18 protein-coding genes and 2 pseudogenes are annotated in these 18390 nt (G+C 71.4%); 10 read left to right on the forward strand and 10 right to left on the reverse strand.

Going from position 1 to position 18390, the window contains the following annotated elements; genetic code table 11:
• Positions 1–83 precede the first annotated feature (83 nt).
• A complete protein-coding gene (locus QOL88_RS35425; protein ID WP_097222309.1) occupies positions 84–647 on the reverse strand; it encodes an NAD(P)H-dependent oxidoreductase in 564 nt (187 codons plus the stop codon).
• A gap of 124 nt (positions 648–771) precedes the next feature.
• Here QOL88_RS35425 and QOL88_RS35430 point away from each other — a divergent pair, with 124 nt between their 5' ends.
• From QOL88_RS35430 to QOL88_RS35440, 3 genes are all read left to right on the forward strand, one after another.
• Positions 772–1440, forward strand: coding sequence for a TetR/AcrR family transcriptional regulator (locus tag QOL88_RS35430; protein ID WP_097223329.1), 669 nt, complete (start codon positions 772–774; stop codon positions 1438–1440).
• Between the two features lie 81 nt (positions 1441–1521).
• A complete protein-coding gene (locus QOL88_RS35435) occupies positions 1522–2571 on the forward strand; it encodes a LacI family DNA-binding transcriptional regulator (protein ID WP_373559330.1) in 1050 nt (349 codons plus the stop codon).
• Between the two features lie 327 nt (positions 2572–2898).
• Positions 2899–4335: a benzaldehyde dehydrogenase gene (locus QOL88_RS35440; protein WP_097222311.1), complete on the forward strand. Its 1437-nt coding sequence runs from the start codon at positions 2899–2901 to the stop codon at positions 4333–4335.
• A gap of 72 nt (positions 4336–4407) precedes the next feature.
• On the opposite strand, the gene trxA is transcribed toward QOL88_RS35440, so the two are convergent.
• The gene (trxA, locus tag QOL88_RS35445) at positions 4408–4788 is read right to left on the reverse strand and encodes a thioredoxin (RefSeq protein ID WP_031103862.1); all 381 of its coding nucleotides are present in this window, start codon (positions 4786–4788) and stop codon (positions 4408–4410) included.
• 119 nt (positions 4789–4907) lie between these two features.
• On the opposite strand from trxA, the gene QOL88_RS35450 reads away from it, so the two are divergent.
• Positions 4908–6338 (forward strand): dihydrolipoyl dehydrogenase family protein, encoded by a 1431-nt coding sequence (locus QOL88_RS35450; RefSeq protein ID WP_097222312.1) that lies wholly within the window; start codon positions 4908–4910, stop codon positions 6336–6338.
• Positions 6339–6383: 45 nt separating this feature from the next.
• On the opposite strand, the gene QOL88_RS35455 is transcribed toward QOL88_RS35450, so the two are convergent.
• Both QOL88_RS35455 and QOL88_RS35460 read right to left on the reverse strand, forming a co-directional pair.
• Positions 6384–7976, reverse strand: coding sequence for an ABC-F family ATP-binding cassette domain-containing protein (locus tag QOL88_RS35455; protein WP_179879045.1), 1593 nt, complete (start codon positions 7974–7976; stop codon positions 6384–6386).
• Positions 7977–8122: 146 nt separating this feature from the next.
• Positions 8123–8767, reverse strand: a complete 645-nt coding sequence (locus QOL88_RS35460; protein ID WP_097222314.1) for a peptide deformylase — start codon at positions 8765–8767, stop codon at positions 8123–8125.
• 153 nt (positions 8768–8920) lie between these two features.
• On the opposite strand from QOL88_RS35460, the gene QOL88_RS35465 reads away from it, so the two are divergent.
• A complete protein-coding gene (locus tag QOL88_RS35465) occupies positions 8921–10324 on the forward strand; it encodes a PepSY-associated TM helix domain-containing protein (RefSeq protein ID WP_097222315.1) in 1404 nt (467 codons plus the stop codon).
• 64 nt (positions 10325–10388) lie between these two features.
• On the opposite strand, the gene QOL88_RS35470 is transcribed toward QOL88_RS35465, so the two are convergent.
• The 3 genes from QOL88_RS35470 to QOL88_RS35480 form a co-directional block, all read right to left on the reverse strand.
• A complete protein-coding gene (locus QOL88_RS35470; protein ID WP_097222316.1) occupies positions 10389–10748 on the reverse strand; it encodes a tetratricopeptide repeat protein in 360 nt (119 codons plus the stop codon).
• A 64-nt stretch (positions 10749–10812) separates the two neighbouring features.
• Positions 10813–11259 carry a winged helix DNA-binding protein gene (locus QOL88_RS35475; protein WP_097222317.1) on the reverse strand — a complete coding sequence of 149 codons (447 nt, stop codon included), beginning with the start codon at positions 11257–11259 and terminating at the stop codon, positions 10813–10815.
• Positions 11256–11738: a MarR family winged helix-turn-helix transcriptional regulator gene (locus QOL88_RS35480; protein WP_097222318.1), complete on the reverse strand. Its 483-nt coding sequence runs from the start codon at positions 11736–11738 to the stop codon at positions 11256–11258. The genes QOL88_RS35475 and QOL88_RS35480 overlap by 4 nt, the downstream gene beginning before the upstream one ends.
• 190 nt (positions 11739–11928) lie before the next feature.
• Here QOL88_RS35480 and QOL88_RS35485 point away from each other — a divergent pair, with 190 nt between their 5' ends.
• The 4 genes and pseudogenes from QOL88_RS35485 (at position 11929) to QOL88_RS39040 (ending at position 14249) form a co-directional block, all read left to right on the forward strand.
• Positions 11929–12894, forward strand: coding sequence for a pirin family protein (locus QOL88_RS35485; RefSeq protein WP_097222319.1), 966 nt, complete (start codon positions 11929–11931; stop codon positions 12892–12894).
• Positions 12895–13257: 363 nt separating this feature from the next.
• A pseudogene (locus QOL88_RS35490) lies at positions 13258–13395 on the forward strand (IS5/IS1182 family transposase); the annotation flags it as partial.
• Between the two features lie 71 nt (positions 13396–13466).
• Positions 13467–13703 (forward strand): BON domain-containing protein, encoded by a 237-nt coding sequence (locus QOL88_RS35495; RefSeq protein WP_218892927.1) that lies wholly within the window; start codon positions 13467–13469, stop codon positions 13701–13703.
• A 213-nt stretch (positions 13704–13916) separates the two neighbouring features.
• Positions 13917–14249: a transposase gene (locus QOL88_RS39040; protein ID WP_097222321.1), complete on the forward strand. Its 333-nt coding sequence runs from the start codon at positions 13917–13919 to the stop codon at positions 14247–14249.
• On the opposite strand, the gene QOL88_RS35500 is transcribed toward QOL88_RS39040, so the two are convergent.
• On the reverse strand, positions 14198–14521 hold the full coding sequence (locus tag QOL88_RS35500) for an alpha/beta hydrolase (protein ID WP_179879047.1): 324 nt from the start codon (positions 14519–14521) through the stop codon (positions 14198–14200). The two genes, QOL88_RS39040 and QOL88_RS35500, sit on opposite strands and share 52 nt — an antisense overlap.
• Positions 14522–14598: 77 nt before the next feature.
• Between QOL88_RS35500 and QOL88_RS35505 the strand changes: the two are divergent.
• A pseudogene (locus QOL88_RS35505) lies at positions 14599–14721 on the forward strand (pirin family protein); the annotation flags it as partial.
• A 71-nt stretch (positions 14722–14792) separates the two neighbouring features.
• Here QOL88_RS35505 and QOL88_RS35510 read toward each other — a convergent pair.
• Together QOL88_RS35510 and QOL88_RS35515 are read right to left on the reverse strand one after the other, a co-directional pair.
• Positions 14793–15899 carry a ricin-type beta-trefoil lectin domain protein gene (locus QOL88_RS35510; RefSeq protein ID WP_179879048.1) on the reverse strand — a complete coding sequence of 369 codons (1107 nt, stop codon included), beginning with the start codon at positions 15897–15899 and terminating at the stop codon, positions 14793–14795.
• A 263-nt stretch (positions 15900–16162) separates the two neighbouring features.
• Positions 16163–18367 (reverse strand): sialidase family protein, encoded by a 2205-nt coding sequence (locus QOL88_RS35515; protein ID WP_097222324.1) that lies wholly within the window; start codon positions 18365–18367, stop codon positions 16163–16165.
• Between the last annotated feature and the right edge of the window lie 23 nt (positions 18368–18390).

The following is an 18390-nucleotide window of genomic DNA, read 5'->3' on the forward strand; positions in this document are numbered from 1 at the left end:
GGCCGGCCGAGGCCTCCGCCGGAATGCCGAAGAGGCCGGGGCCGTCATCGGCCCCGGCCCTCCACGGGTGCGAAACGACGCGGTCAGGCCGCGGCGGGCTCCGACGCGTGGCTGTGCAGGCGCGCGATGACCTCGGTCAGCTGCTCGGCGACCTCGGCGTCGTCGGCCGGGTGCGTCTCGGCGAAGCGGGTCATCGAGCCGGGGATGGACAGCTTGACGTCCTCCAGGACCTTGCCGCCGGCCACGCCCACGGACTTGCGGGTCTCGTCGTGCGCCCAGACGCCGCCGTACTGGCCGAACGCGGTACCGACCACGGCGACCGGCTTGCCGTTGAGGGCACCGGCACCGTACGGGCGGGACAGCCAGTCGATGGCGTTCTTCAGCACGGCCGGGATGGTGCCGTTGTACTCGGGGGTGAAGAGGATCAGGCCGTCGGCGGCGTTCGCGGCCTCGCGCAGCCGCGCGGCGGCGGCCGGGACGTCACCCTCCACGTCGATGTCCTCGTTGTAGAAGGGAATCTCGGCCAGACCCTCGAACAGGTCCACCTCGGCCCCCTCGGGGGCGAGCTTGACGGCCGCCTCGGCGAGCTGGCGGTTGTGCGAACCGGCGCGAAGGCTGCCCACGAGGGCGAGGATACGAACGGACATGCTGACTCCCACATCTGAGGCACTGCTCTGAGGCACTGATGATCCGGACCGGGGTCCGTTTAACTTTCTAGCACCCTAACCGGACCGCGGTCCAGTTTTGTTCCCGATGCTTTACGCTGGCTTCATGTCCGCCGCCCCGCCTCCCTTCCCGACGCCCCAGGAGCCCGTCGACCATCCCGAGCTGCTCCAGCTCGGCATCTCCCCGGAGGAGGACGAGCCGTGCCTGCGGGCCGACGCCGCGCGCAATCGTGCCCGGCTGCTGGAGGCCGCCGGGCGGCTGGTGGCGGAGCGCGGCGCGGAGGCCGTCACGATGGAGGCGGTGGCTGCCGAGGCCTGTGTCGGCAAGGGCACGGTCTTCCGCAGGTTCGGTGACCGCACCGGCCTGCTGACGGCGCTGCTCGACCACTCCGAGAAGAAGTTCCAGGCCGCGTTCCTCGGCGGCCCGCCGCCGCTCGGACCCGGAGCGCCGCCCGTTGAGCGGCTGCGGGCGTTCGGCTGCGCGATGCTGCGCCGCTCGACCGACGAACTCGAGCTGCAACTGGCCGCCGAGCCCGGCGCGAGCCGCCGCTACGTCACCCCCGCCCGGCGTGTGCTGCGGCACCACATCGAGATGCTGCTGCGGCAGGCGGTCCCCGAAGCGGACTGCGAGCTCCTCTCCCACGGCCTGATGGGTCAGCTCGACCCCGCCCTCGTGCACCACCTGACCAGGCAGTGCGGCATACCGCTGTCCCGCCTCGAGGTTGCGTGGACCGACCTGGTCGACCGGGTGACGAGCACGGGCGCCACCCGCTGAAAGCCCCCCCCGCACGTCGTGAGCGTTCACGGCTCAGTCACAACTCCCCCGCCGGAAGGGCGCATTGGGGCTTCTGCCAAGATGCCGTACGTCATGGTGCAGATACCGAAAACGCCCGCGCCCCCGTCCCCCGCACCGTCGCGCTCCGTGCCCACGAGCGCCGATGTGGCCCGCCTGGCCGGCGTCTCGCGCGCGACCGTCTCCTACGTCCTCAACAACACCAGCGCCGTACGCATCAGTGAACCCACCCGCCGCCGTGTGCACGAGGCCGCGAGGGAACTCGGATACGTACCGCACGCCGCGGCCCGCAGTCTGCGCGCCGGGCACAGCCGCATGGTCCTCATCCCCGCGCCGACCTTCCCCGTCGGCCCGCTCTACAACCGGTTCCTCAATGACCTCCAGGGATCGCTCGGCAGCCTGGACTACACGGTCGTGCAGTACGGCACCGGTGGCCCGCACAGCGACGAAGCGGCCCGCGCCTGGGCCGAGTTGAGGCCCGTGGCCGTGCTCGTGCCCGGCTCCGGTCTCGGTCCGCGCGGAGTGGCGGTGCTCAAGCGCTCGGGAGCCCGGGCCGTGGTCACCCTCGGCCCCGAGACCATCGACGGCGCGCACGCGCTGCTCATGGACCACGACGTCGTCGGCCACAGCGCGGGCGCCCACCTCTACGACCGCGGCCGGCGCCGGATCGGCGTCGTCGTCCCGCAGGAACCCGGCCTCGAGGCGTTCTCCGCACCCCGTCTCGACGGTGTGCGCCAGTCGGTGCGCGGCACGGACGCCACGGTGACCGAACTGCCCCTCGCCTACGACGAACAGGCCGCGGCGCGCCTGGCCGTCCGCTGGCGGGCCCTCGGCCTGGACGCCGTGTTCACCTACAACGACGAGTACGCGATGCTGCTGATGCGGGCCCTGCTGGACGAAGGCATCCGCATTCCCGAGGAGACCGCCGTGATCGGCGCCGACGACCTGATGCTCGGGCGGCTGCTGCGGCCCCGGCTGAGCACGGTCCACCTGGAGCTGCCCTGCGGCCGTGAACTCGCCGAACTGGTCGACCGCGCGGTGCGCAAGCCCACCAGCGAGCCCGAGACGCACAAGGTGCTGGGGGCGACGGTGCTGCACCGCGAATCGAGCTGACCCGGCGCGGCACGACCGGCCGTGCACGACCGGCCACGCATGATCGGTCGGAGCGTCCGGTCGTGCACGTCCGGCCACGCATGACCGGTCGAAACGTCCGGCCGTGCACGGACCGGGCCGACAGGCGGGGCCCGGCTGCCCCGCTTTCGTGCCGAGGCATGACTAGGATGTTGCATGCTCAACAAAACGGGGACGCGTTCCGCGCGGGCCGCGGCACACCGCCGCGCCCGCTCGACGCGTCCCGCCATGTGACCGCCGAACCGGCCGCGCACGTACGGGAGTTGTGCCCAACCCGGCAGCCGGTGACCGATCGATCGGAGAGCCGTCATGCCGTTGCTCGACACCAGGACCTGGCAGCCCCGCCGCCTCGCGGGGGCCGGGTACACCGTCACCGAGCCCGCCACCGGCCAGCAACTCGGCACCCTCGCCCTCGCCACCCCCGAGGACGTCGGGGCCGCCTCAGGGCGGGCCGCCACCGCCCAGCGCGACTGGGCACGCACCCCGCACTTCGCCCGCGCCGCCGTGCTCCGCAAGGCCGGTGACCTGTTCACCGAGCACGCCGCCGAACTGCGCGAGTGGCTCGTCCGCGAATCGGGTTCCGTACCCGGCAAGGCCGACTTCGAACTGCACGTCGCCGCCCAGGAGTGCTACGAGGCCGCCGCGCTCGCCTCCCGCCCGGCGGGTCAGGTCCTGCCCAGCGAGGCGCCGCGCCTGTCGTACACGCGCCGCGTGCCGGCCGGTGTGGTCGGCGTGATCTCGCCGTTCAACGCCCCGCTGATCCTGTCGATCCGCTCCGTCGCTCCGGCCCTGGCGCTGGGCAACGCGGTGCTGCTCAAGCCGGATCCGCGTACGGCTGTCTGCGGAGGGCTGTCCCTCGCAGCGGTCTTCGCCGCCGCGGGCCTGCCGGAGGACCTGCTGCACGTGCTCCCCGGTGGCGCCGACGCCGGACAGGCCCTGGTCGCCGACCCGCGCGTGCCCGTCATCTCCTTCACCGGCTCCACCGCCGCCGGACGGGCCGTGGGCGAGGCCGCGGGCCGTCACCTCAAGCGGGCCCATCTGGAACTGGGCGGCAACTCGGCCATGATCGTGCTGGAGGACGCCGACCTCGACGCGGTCATCTCCACGGCCGCCTGGGGCTCGTTCTTCCACCAGGGCCAGATCTGCATGACCACCGGACGCCATCTGGTGCACGCGTCCCTCTACGACGAGTACGTCGAGCGGCTGGCCGCCAAGGCGGACTCACTCGCCGTCGGCGACCCGCACCGGGACCAGGTCCACCTGGGTCCCATCATCGACTCCGGCCAGCTCGGCAAGATCAGCGGTCTGGTCGAGGCCAGCACGGCCGCGGGGGCCAAGCTCGCCGCCGGCGGCACCCACGACCGGCTCTTCTACCGGCCGACGGTCCTGGCCCACGTGGACGACCGCACCCCCGCGTACACGGAGGAGGTCTTCGGTCCGGTGGCGCCCGTCCGGCCCTTCACCACCACCGACGAGGCGGCGGCGCTGGCCGCACAGAGCCCGTACGGCCTCTCCCTGGGCATCGTCACCAGGGACCCGGCCCGCGGCCTGGACCTCGCCGACCGCATCCCGACCGGCATCGTCCACATCAACGACCAGACGGTCAACGACGAGGCCGTGGCACCCTTCGGCGGAGTCGCCGCCTCCGGCACCGGCGCCCGCTTCGGCGGCGAGGCCAATCTGGAGGCCTTCACCGAGCTGCGCTGGACGACGGTACGCGGAGACGTCGCTCCGTACCCCTTCTAGGACCCGGCACCCCTCCAGGACCCGGCACCCCTTCCAGGAGCCGGCCCGACGGGCCCGGGGTCCCGGGACCCGTCACTCGGTCGGCTGCTGGGCCTGCTGCTCGGCGATCGACTTGCGCACCTCGTCCATGTCGAGGTTGCGGGCCTGCCCGATGACGTCCGTCAGGGCGGCCTCGGGCAGGGCGCCGGGCTGGGCGAACACGGCGACCTGGTCACGGACGATCATCAGCGTGGGAATGGACTGGATACCGAAGGCCGCGGCCAGCTCGGGCTGCGCCTCGGTGTCCACCTTGCCGAACACCAGGTCCGGGTTCTCCCCGGCCGCCTTCTCGTACACCGGGGCGAACTGCTTGCACGGCCCGCACCAGTCGGCCCAGAAGTCGATCAGGACGAACTCGTTGTCCGTGACCGTCTGGTCGAAGTTCTCCTTGGTGAGCTCCACGGTGCTGCTCATGGCGTAAATCCCTCTTCCTGGTGTGGGGTCAAGCCGTCGGCACAACACGGCCGACCGGACACGTATTCCGCGCCCCTACCCATGTGGCCAGGGCGCACACCACCCACCAGACTGACCCCATGACGGAAACGGAAACCAACACGTACGACGTCGTGGTGCTCGGTGCCGGACCCGTGGGGGAGAACGTCGCCGACCGCACCCGCGCCGCCGGACTGACCACCGCGGTCGTGGAGAGCGAACTGGTCGGCGGCGAGTGCTCCTACTGGGCGTGCATGCCCAGCAAGGCCCTGCTGCGGCCGGTCATCGCCCGCGCGGACGCCCGCCGTGTCCCCGGCCTGCGCCAGTCCGTGCAGGGCCCCCTCGACGCCTCCGCGGTCCTCGCCCACCGCGACTACTACACCTCGGACTGGAAGGACGACGGTCAGGTCGGCTGGCTCGACTCCATCGGCGCCGACCTGTACCGCGGCCACGGGCGCCTCACCGGCCCCCGCACCGTGACGGTCACCGGTCCGGACGGCGGCGAGCGAGTCCTGACCGCCCGGCAGGCCGTCGCCGTCTGCACCGGCAGCCGCGCCGCCCTGCCCGGCCTGCCCGGGCTCGACGCCGTCAAGCCGTGGACCAGCCGGGAGGCCACCAGCTCCAAGACCGTGCCCGGCCGGCTGATCGTGATCGGCGGCGGAGTGGTCGCCACCGAGATGGCCACGGTCTGGCAGGCCCTCGGCTCGCAGGTCACCCTGCTGGTCCGCGGCAAGGGCCTGCTGCCCCGCATGGAGCCGTTCGCCGGGGAACTGATCGCCGAGGCGCTCACGGAGGCCGGCGCGGACGTCCGCACGGGCACCTCGGTGGAGTCGGTGACCCGGGAGAACGGCACGGTCGTGGCCGTCACCGACACGGGCGACCGCATCGAGGCCGACGAGATCCTCTTCGCCACCGGCCGCGCCCCGCGCACCGACGACATCGGCCTGGAGACCATCGGCCTCGACCCCGGCTCCTGGCTGCCGGTCGACGACAGCCTCCGCGTGGACGGCCACGACTGGCTGTACGCGGTCGGCGACGTCAACCACCGCGCCCTCCTCACCCACCAGGGCAAGTACCAGGCCCGCATCGCGGGATCCGCCATCGCCGCCCGTGCCACCGGGGAGACCCTCGTGGCCGAGCCCTGGGGCGCCCACGCCGCGACCGCCGACCACGCCGCCGTCCCGCAGGTCGTCTTCACCGACCCGGAAGCCGCGGCCGTAGGCCTGTCCCTGGCCGAGGCGGAACAGGCGGGGCACCGGGTGAAGGCCGTCGACGTGGACCTGTCCACCGTCGCCGGGGCCGGCCTGTACGCCGACGGCTACCAGGGCCGCGCCCGCATGATCGTCGACCTCGAGGCCGAGATCCTGCGCGGCGTCACCCTCGTCGGCCCCGGCGTCGGCGAACTCATCCACTCCGCGACCATCGCGGTCGCCGGCCAGGTCCCGATCAGCCGTCTGTGGCACGCCGTCCCCTCGTACCCCACGATCAGCGAGGTGTGGCTGCGGCTGCTGGAGGCCTACCGCGACGCCTGACCCGCGGCTCGTCCGGCGTTCCGCGCCGGACGGCCCCGGCCGGGGTCACCGGTGCGCGGGCACCACCAGTTCCCGGTAGTCGTCGTCCCACAGGTCCTCCTCCGCCTCCGGCAGCAGCAGCACCCGGTCCGGCCGCAGCGCGTCGACGGCGCCCTGGTCGTGCGTGACCATGACGATCGCGCCCGGGTAGGTGCCCACCGCGGCCAGGACTTCGGCCCGGGAGGCCGGGTCCAGGTTGTTGGTGGGCTCGTCGAGGAGCAGGACGTTCGCGCCCGAGTGCACCAGACCCGCGAGGGCGAGCCGGGTCTTCTCGCCGCCGGACAGGACGCCGACCCGCTTGCCGGTGTCGTCGCCGGTGAACAGGAACGCGCCCAGGACCCGCCGCACCTCCCCGTCGGTGAGGTGCGGCGCGGCTCCGGCCAGGTGCTCGCGGACCGTCGACTCCGGGTCCAGGGTGTCGTGTTCCTGCGCGAAGTAGCCCAGGCGCAGACCGTGCCCGTGGACCACCCGGCCGCTGTCGGGCGTGTCCCGCCCGGACAGGATGCGCAACAGGGTGGTCTTCCCGGCGCCGTTGGGCCCCAGTACCACCAGGCGGCTGCCCCGGTCGACCGCCAGGTCGACACCCCGCAGCACACTCTGACCGCCGTAGGACCTGGTCAGGCTCACCGCGCCGAGCGGGATGCGGCCGCAGGGCGCCGGCTCGGGCAGCCGGATCCTGACCGTCTTCGCGGCGTGCCGGGCCGGTTCGAGGTCCGCGAGCAGACGGTCGGCGCGGCGTGCCATGTTCCGTGCGGCCACCGCGGTCGCCACCCGGGCGCGCATCTTGTCGGCCTGGGCGTGCAGCGTGGCCGCCTTGCGCTCGGCGTTCGCCCGCTCGCGCGTCCGGCGCCGCTCGTCGGCGTCCCGCTGCTCCAGGTAGGTTTCCCAGCCGGTGTTGTGGATGTCGAGCGCGGCCCGCCCCGGGTCCAGGTGGAAGACCCGGTTCACGGTGCCGGCGAGCAGGGTGGTGTCGTGACTGATCATCACCAGCCCGCCCTGATGGCTCGTCAGGAAGCCGCGCAGCCACGTGATCGAGGCGGCGTCCAGATGGTTCGTCGGCTCGTCCAGCAGCAGCGTCCCGTGCCCGGCGAACAGGATGCGCGCCAGCTCCACGCGCCGGCGCTGACCGCCCGACAGCGCGCCGAGCCGGCGTTCCATCAGCCCCGCCGGCAGGCCGAGACCGGCCGCGACCCTGGCGCCCTCCGCCTCTGCCGCGTAACCGCCGCGGGCCTGGAACTCGGCCTCGGCCCGCACATAGGCGTTCATCGACCGCTCCGAGCCGTCCGCCATCGCGGCCTCGGCGCCGCGCAGCGCCCGCACGGCCAGGTCCAGGCCCCGCGCGGACAGGATCCGGTCGGTGACGGTGACCGACTGGTCGGCGGCGCGGGAGTCCTGGGGGAGATGCCCGACTCCGGCCGCGCGAACGACCGAGCCGGCGGCGGGTCGCAATTCGCCCGCCAGGGTGTGCAACAGGGTGGTCTTTCCCGCGCCGTTGCGGCCGACCAAGCCGATGCGGTCGCCGGGGGAGACGTGGAAGGAGACGCCGGACAGCAGCAGACGCGCGCCCACGCGCACGTCGACATCACGAACGGTGATCATGAGAAAACGCTCCGAACAAGCAAGAGGACACACGGGTGGCGTGGGAGTGGATCCTCGGCTAGGAGATTCGGGGCGTAGACATGCGGTCACGGTAACGGAGCCCCCGCCACCGGCGCCTGCGAATTTCGGCGGAGCGGCCCCGCGCGCTACGGCAGCTCGAAGCCCAGCGCCCGCGCCGCCTCCTCCGGCGTCGGCTGAGCCCAGCGCTCCGCCATCGCCAGATTGGACGACAGCGAACGCGGCTCGGCGCGGTCCAGGTACAGGACGCCGTCGAGATGGTCCGTCTCGTGCTGCACGATCCGTGCCGGCCAGCCCTCGAACACCTCGTCCAGGGCCTGCCCGTGCTCGTCCTGCCCGGTCAGCCGCACTGCGGCGGGCCGCGCCACCACCGCCTGCCAGCCCGGCACGCTGAGGCAGCCCTCGAAGAACGCGGCCCGCGCGGCGCCGACGGGCTCGTAGGCGGGATTGACCAGCACCCGGAACGGCTGCGGCACCCGCCCGCGCGTGAGCCGCACCTCCTCCGGCACCGGCGCCGGATCCTCGATCACCGCGATCCTGAGGTTCACACCGACCTGCGGCGCCGCCAGACCGACCCCGGGCGCCGCGCGCATGGTCACCCGCAGGGCCTCGACGAACCGGGCCAGCAGCGCGGGCCCCAGCTGGCCGTCGTACGGTTCGGTGCCCCGCCGCAGCACCGGGTCGCCGGCCGCGACGATGGTCAACGGGAGACCTCCGTCGAGGAGTTGCTCGACCCGCTCGGCCAGGGGTGCGTGATCCTTCGAGGTTCCCATCGCGTCAGGATGGCACGGCACCCCCCACCCATGCGTGACCCACGTCACACATCACCCGCGGGAACTGAACCCCCAGGCGCCCCGACTACTGCACCGCAACGGCCACCGCCCACACCGCACCGGCCCTGAAGACGTCCCCGGAGAAGCCCGCCGATGACCACCGCTCCCTCGACCACCACGGACGAGGCCCCGCAACCAGCCGCCCCGGCACCATCGAGGAGCAGTTGGGCCCCCCTGCGCCCGCTGATCCTCCGTCTGCACTTCTACGCCGGGGTCCTGGTGGCGCCGTTCCTCCTCGTCGCCGCCGTCACCGGCCTGCTGTACGCCGGCTCCTTCCAGGCCGAGAAGCTCGTCTACGACCACGAACTGACCGTCCCCGTGGGCGAGCGGAAGCTGCCGATCGGCGAGCAGGTGACCGCCGCCCGCAAGGCGCACCCCGAGGGCACCGTCTCGGCCGTACGCCCCTCACCGGAGGCCGACGCGACGACCAGGGTGATGCTGTCCGGCGTCCCGGGCGTCGGTGAGGGCCACACGCTCGCCGTGTTCGTCGACCCGTACACCGCGAAGGTGCGCGGCGCGCTCGAACAGTACGGCTCCACCGGAGCGCTGCCGCTGCGCACCTGGATCGACGAGTTCCACCGGGACCTGCACCTGGGGGAGACGGGGCGGCTGTACAGCGAGCTGGCGGCCAGCTGGCTGTGGGTCATCTCGGCGGGCGGTCTGGCGCTGTGGTTCTCCCGCCGTCGCGCCCTGCGCAAGGTGCGGGGGGCGACGGGGCGACGCCGCACCCTCGGGCTGCACGGCAGTGTCGGCGTCTGGGCGGCGGCCGGGTTCTTCTTCCTCTCGGCGACCGGTCTGACCTGGTCCGCCTACGCCGGGGCCAACATCGACGAGCTGCGGACCTCGCTGGGCCAGGCCACCCCGTCGGTGTCTGCCGCCGCGGGCGGTGAGCACTCCGGCCACGGCTCCGCCGCCGGGCAGGCGGGCGACGCCGCACACGGCGTGGGTCTGGACAAGGTCCTTGCGGCGGCGCGGGCCGAGGGGCTCGGCGACCCCGTGGAGATCGTGCCCCCCGCCGACGCCACCTCGGCGTACGTCGTGAAGCAGGTGCAGCGCAGCTGGCCCTCCAAGCAGGACGCCGTCGCGATCGACCCGGCCAGTGGCGAGGTCACCGACGTGCTGCGGTTCGAGGACCACCCGGTCCTCGCGAAGCTCACCCGGTGGGGCATCGACCTGCACACCGGCATCCTGTTCGGACTGGTCAACCAGATCGCCCTGATGCTGCTGGCGCTCTCCCTGATCCTGCTGATCGTCTGGGGCTACCGCATGTGGTGGCAGCGTGGCCGCGGCACCGCCTTCGGCCGTCCGATCCCGCGCGGCGCCTGGCAGCAGGTCCCGCCACAGATCCTCGTGCCGCTGCTGGCGGGCATCGCCGTACTCGGGTACTTCCTGCCCCTGTTCGGCATCCCGCTGGCGGCCTTCCTCGCCGTCGACATCCTGCTGGGGGAGATCGCCTACCGGCGCGGGCGGCGCTCGTACGGGACACCGGCCTCGTAGCAGGCCCTCAGGCACACCGATGCCCGGCTCCCACGGAGCCGGGCATCTTCATGTGCGGCGCGGGTCAGACCTGCTCGAAGTCACCCGCGAGCGCCGAGGCGATCCGCAGATGCGACTCCGCCTCCTCGTGCCGGCTCTGCCGCTGCAGGGTGCGGCCGAGCATCAGCCGGGCGTAGTGCTCCACCGGGTCCCGCTCGACGATCGTCCGCAACTCGGCCTCGGCGCGACGCAGTTGGGCCGAGTGGTAGTAGGAACGCGCCAGGAGCAGCCGGGGCCCGGTCTGCTCGGGCACCTCCTCGACGAGCCCGACCAGGACGCGCGCGGCGGCGGCGTAGTCCTTGGCCTCGAAGAACAGCTGCGCGCGCTCCCAGCGCTCGGCCGGAGTTCCTTGGGCGTAGTACGTCGTGTCCTGGGTGGTGTTCACGTGTGGCCTCCTTCGAGGCCGACAACCGAACCTGTTGGTTCGATATTCCACTACGTCATCGGGCTCACCGGCGCAGCGCCGTCAGCTCGGCGCCGGCCCGCTCCGTGATCAGGCGCAGCACCCGGCCCGTCACGGCCAGGTCCTCCGCCGGTATGCCGTCGTAGATCCGGGCGGTGAGGGGTGCCGTCTCGCCCGAGGTGGTGGCGTACAGCTGGCGCCCGGCGTCCGTGATCCGCACGTCGGACGCCCCGTCCGGGGTCAGCAGCTGCGCGGCGATCAGCTCGTCGACGACGCCGTGCACCTCGGCCGCGTCGATCTTCAGGGCGCCGGTGACGCCGTCGGCGAGCTGCTCGCGGCCGACCGGGCCGTCGGTGAGGGCGGCGAGCCGGAGGGTGACGGACTGCTGGAAGGTGACGCCGTGCCGGGCCAGCACGGTCTCCAGGACGGCGCGCCCGGCGTAGTGGGCAAGGGCGATGTCACGGGGGTTGACCAGGGGCGTGGTGGTGGTCATGACTGCTCCGTCTCGTGCTCGCTGAAGGGATCAAGAGGTGCGTCGAGCAGGGCCGTCAGTTCGCGCTTGAACTCCCGGGTGCGCGCGCTGTCGAGGCCGCCGAGCGGGTCGAGGAACTGCTGGAGGAGTCCGTGGACGACCTCGATCGCCCGCCCGGTGACCTCGCGGCCCTGCTCGGTGAGGGCGAGCTGCACCGCGCGCGGGTCGCTGGGGTCCTTGGTGCGCTCCAGGAGACCGGCGGTTTCCAGCGCACGGGCCAGCTTCGACACGTAGAGCGGCTCGAGGCCGGTGTGGTCGGCGAGGCGGCGCTGGCTGGGCCGTTCGCCGGTGTGCCGCATGCCGTACAGCGACGCGACCAGCGAGTACTGCGCGTGGGTGAGCCCCAGCGGGGCCACCGCGCGGTCGACCGCGACCCGCCACTTCATCGACAGCCGCCACACCAGGAAGCCGGGCGTCGCGCCCTCGGAACCGTTGCTCATGACAGATACGGTACATGGCTACTATGTACATGGCTACTATTTTGCACGAAGCAGACGGGCCACCGACGGGGGGCCGACGGGGGGCCGACGGGCCGTCGACGGGAGGTCGATGAGAAGCCGACTGGACACTCGCGGCGCGGCCCGAACGTGACGCTGACGCAAGCCCTCGTGCCGGACTAGGTTGTGCGCCATGAGCAATCTTGAGCGCGAAGCGGCACCCTCCCTGTGCGGTGGCCGCGGCTTCGTGGTGGCGGAGCCGGTGCGTGAACTCCTCAGCCCTCGCCGGGTGAAGCTGGGTGAGTCCAGCGAGGTCCGCCGGCTGCTGCCCAATCTCGGCCGCCGCATGGTCGGAGCCTGGTGCTTCGTCGACCACTACGGCCCCGACGACATCGCCGACGAGCCCGGCATGCAGGTGCCGCCGCACCCCCACATGGGTCTGCAGACCGTGAGCTGGCTGCACGAGGGGGAGGTGCTGCACCGCGACTCCACCGGCAGCCTCCAGACGATCCGCCCGCGCGAACTCGGCCTGATGACCTCCGGCCGGGCCATCAGTCACTCGGAGGAGAGCCCGCGCTCGCACGCCCGCTTCCTGCACGGCGCACAGTTGTGGGTCGCGCTCCCCGACGGCCACCGCCACACCGACCCGCGCTTCGAACACCACGCCGACCTGCCGGTCGTCACGGCACCCGGCGTCACGGCGACGCTGATCCTCGGCGACCTCGACGGCGCGACGTCACCCGGCACGGCCTACACCCCGATCGTCGGCGCCGACCTCGCCCTGACCCGGGGCGCGGACGTACGTCTCCCCCTGGAACCGGACTTCGAGTACGCCGTGCTGTCCATGTCCGGAGAGGCCCACGTCGACGGCGTCCCCGTACTCCCCGGCTCCATGCTCTACCTCGGCTGCGGCCGCACCGAACTGCCCCTGCGGGCGGAGTCCGACGCGGGCCTGATGCTCCTGGGCGGCGAACCGTTCGAGGAGGAACTGATCATGTTCTGGAACTGGATCGGACGGTCGCAGGAGGAGATCGTACAGGCCCGCCAGGACTGGATGGAAGGCTCCCGGTTCGGAGAGGTTAAGGGGTACGACGGGGACCCGCTGCCCGCACCGGAACTGCCACCGGTGCCGTTGAAGCCGCGGGGAAGGGTGCGCTGACCTGCGGAAACGCGTCAGCATTGGTGGCCGCGGGTCGGAAGACGGTCGGGCCATTCTCGCTGTCTTCCACCTGCTTGCCGGAAGGCGTCCAAACGGCCGGCCGGCTCGGGCCGGTGCGGTTGGCGATTCCACGGTGTGGCTGTCTGTGGGCGGCTGTGGCAGGACTCTTGCTGACCTAATGCTGACTTTGCTGACGCCTCGTCAGGCTGGGATGCGAGGTCCTTTTCTCAGCGTCAGCGCATGTGTGGGCGTTCGCAGGTTCGGCGGTGTCCGGACCGATGCTGCCCCGGCTGGCGGTCGAGTCGGGCGTTGCGGAGGGACGGCGTCACTCGCGCTGCCGCCTTGTTTGCGATTCCACAGGATTCCGATGCCGCCCGGGCGCCGGTCGAGCGCGGCGTCGCACGGCTCAAGTCGTGGCGGATCTTCCGCAGGTCCCGTTGCAGCCCGAATCGAATGTCGTCAATCGCCGCAGTCGTCCTCACCCTGGAGCGGCAAGGCTGAAAAGTTTCACTGAATGGTGTGCCATGATCACGTATCGTGACCATTCATTTGCGGCGGAGGAGGAGTCAGCCATGGCGGAGATGAAAGAGGACGTAGGCGACACGTGGATCACCACGAAGGTGAAGGCCGACCTGGTGACTGAAAAGGGCATCCCCGGTTCGGACATCAAGGTCGAGACGAACCAAGGTGTGGTAACCCTCTTCAGCACCACGATGCTCACGGACGCCCAGAAGAACATGGCCGTGGCCATCACCCGGAGGATTCAGGGCGTTAAGGCCGTCAGCGCTGATGGACTGCGGTCTGAGTAACGACGTAGGCCGCGGCGGGAGTGTCTCGGTTGGGTGGCCGGTTGAGGTCCACTCCGGCGGGTGAACCCAGCTCACGGCCGGCGCAGGGGAACGACGTCGAAGACGTCGTTCCCCTGCTGCTGTTCGGGGAGAAGGGCCGGGTTCAGGTGGCGTCGGAGCCGAGATGCCGCGCATGATGCCGAGAATCCCGGGGCTGGCATCGACTGTCGGTCGATGCCTCGAAGCAGTGTGGCGAGACGGAGCAGCAACAACAGGCCGAAGCCGCTGGCGATGCATCGTGAGGTGATCGGCGCCATCGCCTTCAGGTTCCAGAGCGGAACGCAGTGGGTCCACCTTCCGGAGAAGTACGGAAACTGGCGAGGCGTCTACAACCGGCTGCGGATGTGGGCCGTCGACGGCACATGGGGGCGGGTGTTCACCATGCGTGAAGCCTGTCGGGTCAGGCCCGCGAGTCACCAGTACCGGCCGGGGCATCTACGCCGGAGTCGAGCGTGTCACAGGCTGCAACGGGCGTCGGTGGGCGGGGTCTCGAGGTCGAGGAGGTAATTGTTGACCGCGTCGTCGATGCACTTGCTGCCGCCGAGGAGGTAGGCGCCGTGCTGCTTGCCGTCGACTGTGAGCAGGCTTCCGCCGAGGGCTTTCGCCATCGCGATGCCGCCCTCGTGCGGCGTCACAGGATCGCCGGTGCCCGATACGACGAGCGTCTCGGGGATGCCTTCGACATCGGAGAGCCAGGGCTCCTCGCGTGTCGGCGGCGTCGGCCACGCCTCGCATTCGCTGTGGTAAGTGCCTGCCGTGAACACGTCGATGTCGAACATCGGGGCGGCCTCCCCGATCTTGCGTGCGAGCTCGGTCTGTTCCTCCGGCGCCGGACGGGGTGAGTCCATGCAACGCGCAGGCGCGGCGGGACTGGATGGAAGGGACGAGGTTCGGCGAGGTGAAGGGCTACGACGGCGCTCCGCTGCCTGCTCCTGCGCTGCCTCCAGTGCCGCTTATGCCGCGTGGAAGGGCTCGCTGACCTGTAGGAATGACTGACGGGCTTGTGACAGTCAGTCGGCCGTCCTGCGTAGTCCCTCACTGGAGCCGGTGTCATCCGGTGGTCAGAGTGGTCCACTTCTGGTTGGAGCCGCCGTTGCAGTCCCACAGTACGAGCTGTGTGCCGTCGGCTGTGGAGGAGCCTGGAACATCGAGGCAGCGGCCGGAGGCGGGGTTGCGGTAGCCGCCGTTGTAGGGCTGCCAGAGCTGGTTGGCACCGCCGTGGCAGGCCCAGAGCTGCAGCTTGGTGCCGTTGGCGGTGGTCCCGCCGGCGGCGTCGAGGCACTTGCCCAGGGAGCGCAGGGTGCCGTCGGTGTAGGCGGACCAGTACTGGTTGGCACCGTCGCCGCAGCTCCACGTCTGGACGGCGGTCCCGTCGGCGGTGCTGGAGCCGTTGACGTCCATGCACTTGCCGGCCACGCCGGACTGCACGCGGGCGGGCGCGGGGGCGGGGGTCTTCAGCCACCCGGCGCTGTCCGCGGACTGGACACCACGGTGAAAGGCGTCGGCCATCTTCTGATAGCCCGAGTCGTTGGGATGCAGGGGATCGGCCAGGTCGGCCGTGGTCAGACTGCTCATGTCGACGAACGCGACGCGTTTGCCCGCGGCCTGCGCGTCGCTGACGATTTGCCGGGTGGCCTGGTTGTACGTGCCCCGGAACCGCTCCTCCGAGCTGCTGGTGGACACGACCAGGGAGGCGACGAGAACGATGGCGTCGGGGACGTCGGCGGTGATCTGGTTGACCAGCGACCTCAGCCGGGCGATGGCGCTGTCGACCTCGGAGGCTCCTTGGAGGTCGTTGGTACCGATGTGCAACGTCACGACGTTGGGCCGGTAGCGGGTCAGCGAGGCGTCGGCGAGCGCGGCGATCTGGTCGATGCGGTACCCGGAGTGGCCTTCGTTGTCCGGATCGGACATCGAACCGTTCCGCACTGTGCCCACGAAGTCCAGCGGATGGCCGTCCGCCGCGAGCCGGTTCCACAACGGCGCGCGGTAGCCGTTGCCCGTACTGCTTCCCACGCCCCAGGTTATCGAGTCGCCCAACGGCATGATTCGCAAAGGCGTGTTGGAGGCAGCGGAGGCCGGGGTCACATCTGTCGCCGTCACCCCGAGCGCGATAGCGACAAGCATGATCAGGGGAGGAATCCAAGACTTTTTCATGCAGTTTCCTCTGTTCTGTGAGTGATTGCTCAGTCAGCGGGGCTGATCGCCGTCCCGCCGTGTCACGGTGTGATGCGTGACGACGTCCCACTCGGCATCCGGCTCTCCGAAAACGTTCAGCCGGCCCATGCAGGGCGGGGCGATTGAGGTGGGGTGGCGAGAACCGCGCCGATGCCGCCTGCCCGCATGAGCTCCGGGAGCCTGCCCAAGCAGCCGAACCGCCGTGCGCCTGGGTAAGGTCCGAGCTTGTGCCGGATCGGCTATCAGACGGGCTCCCCGTACTGCACGCCGCGTCCGTTGGTGGCGACGTAGACCCGGCCGTGGAGACGGGGGTCGCCGGTGATGGCGGCTCCGGTCCAGCCCCACTGATGCCGGTCGTCGTTGATCCGCACCCAGGTCTTCGCCTCGTCGTCGGAGTGGTAGACGGCGTTGAAGCTCTCGACGGCGCCGACCATGTAGATCGCCGGGTAGGAAGCGCCCCTGGCGGCCTTGCCGAAGCCCAGGGTGTGTGCGGCGTGGCAGCTGCTGACCTTGGCAAAGGTCGCGCCCCCGTCGGTCGAGCGGTACAGCCCGTTGAACTTGAGGCTGAGCCACAGGTCACCGGTGCGCCCCGGAGCGGCCACCAGCTGGAACTCGCTGTCGCCCGTGCTCAGGCCGGCGGCCCGCGCGGTGAAGGTCCGGCCGCTGTCGGTGCTGGCGAACAGCGTCCCGGTGGTGGTGTCGTAGGCGTAGAAGCGGGTCGGGTCGACGGGATCCGCGATCGGAGCGGCTCCCTGGGGGAAGGAGGCGATCTCGGACCAGGTGGCGCCGTTGTCGGCCGATCGGTATCCGGGGTTGGCCGTGCCGAAGGACCACAGCAGCACGCTGCCGTCGGCGTTGGTGGCGATCGGGCCCGGCGCGGACTTGGCGACGTCCGGCTGGGTCTTGAAGGGTGTCCAGGTCTTGCCGCCGTCGTTCGAGTAGGCGCCGTTGCCGTGGTCGCCCCAGCCCGCCCGGACCACGTACGACGGCTTGCCCGAGGCCAGCGACAGGCCGGTGGAGGAGCCGAACACCGGGTTCGACGCCATGCCGCGCGACGGCGACGCCGTGAGCCGTTCGTGGTACATCACACCGATGTCCCCGTTGCCGCTGATCAGGTGCGCCTCGCCGGTCGGCGGCGAGATCAGCTGGCGGACGGCCGCCTCCTCCACGCCGCGGATCTGTGGGGCCCAGTGCTTGAGGTCGCGGGTGCCGTAGAGGGTGGCGCCGGTGCCGTAAACGACGTGCCCGGAGTCGAATGGATCGAGAGCGAGGGCCTGGATCCACCAGCCGAACTTGGGCTTGTCCCCGCCCCACTTGAGGTAGGGGGTCTCGGAGACGTCGAGGACGGCCCTGTCCTTCAGGGACGTCCAGGTGCGGCCGCCGTTCGTGGAGCGGAAGACGGGGTCGATGTCGGCCCAGCGGTTATTCGTGGAGACGACCACCGTGCCGGGGCGGCGGGCGTCGACGGCGACACCGCCGTAGCCGAAGGAGTCGGCGGAGCCGTCGGCCGTCGTGCCGCCCGGCTTCACCGGGGTGACCTCACTCCACTTTCCGCTGCTGGTGCGCAGCTTGTGCACGCTGCCGTCGGACTGCCCGTTGGGGCCGGGGGCGTCGGCGTACGTCACGTACAGCTCGCGTGCGTGCCGGTCGTACGCGGCGCGGATCGGCACCTTGGCGGCGGTGCCGGTGGGCTGCCCGGGGACGGCCTTCCAGGTCGTGCCGTCGGAGGTGCGGTACAGGTTGGGCTTGCCGGCGGTGCCGTCGGAGTCGCCCCAGCCGGCGTAGACCGTACGGCCCGCGGCGACCAGGAAGGTGATGCCCTGGCCGGTGGCACTGGGCGTGGCCGGGAAGCTCGCGGTCTTCCAGGTGGCGCCCCGGTCGGTCGACTTGAGCAGCCCGTCGTGCCGGGTTCCCAGCCACAGCGTGTCGCTGTCCCGCGGATCGACGAGGAGCCGCTCCCCCGCACCCCGCCCGTCCTCGTTGGCCCCGAGCTTGACGGTGAGGTCGGTGCGCTTCCAGGTGGCCCCGCGGTTCTCGGACCGCAGGACGGCCCCGTTGCCGGCCCAGGACTGGGTGTACGCGCCGAGGGTCAGGTACACCCGGTTCGGGTGGGCCGGATCGACGGCCATGGCCTCGACGCCGAGCAGGTTCCAGTCGTCCCAGCCGAGGTGGTCGGTGAGCGGGATCCACCGGTCGGTCCGGTCGTCCCACCGGTAGGCGCCGCCGATGTCGGTCCGCAGGTAGGCGAGCCCGCGCACGGAGGGGTGGAACAGCACTCCGGTGATGAACCCGGTGCCGCCCTGGACCGCGTTGCGCCAGCGGTATCCGCTCTCCGTGAGAGTGGCGGCGGCTTGCGCCCGCCGTTGTGTCATCGGAAGGGAGATGGCTGCGGCGGCGGCAGCGGTCCCGGCGAGAACGGCACGCCTGCTGAGACTGGACGCATGCATGACACACACCTCGTCGTTCTGGA

Source organism: Streptomyces sp. Ag82_O1-12 (genome assembly GCF_900182715.1).
Taxonomy (GTDB): Bacteria; Actinomycetota; Actinomycetes; order Streptomycetales; family Streptomycetaceae; genus Streptomyces; species Streptomyces massasporeus.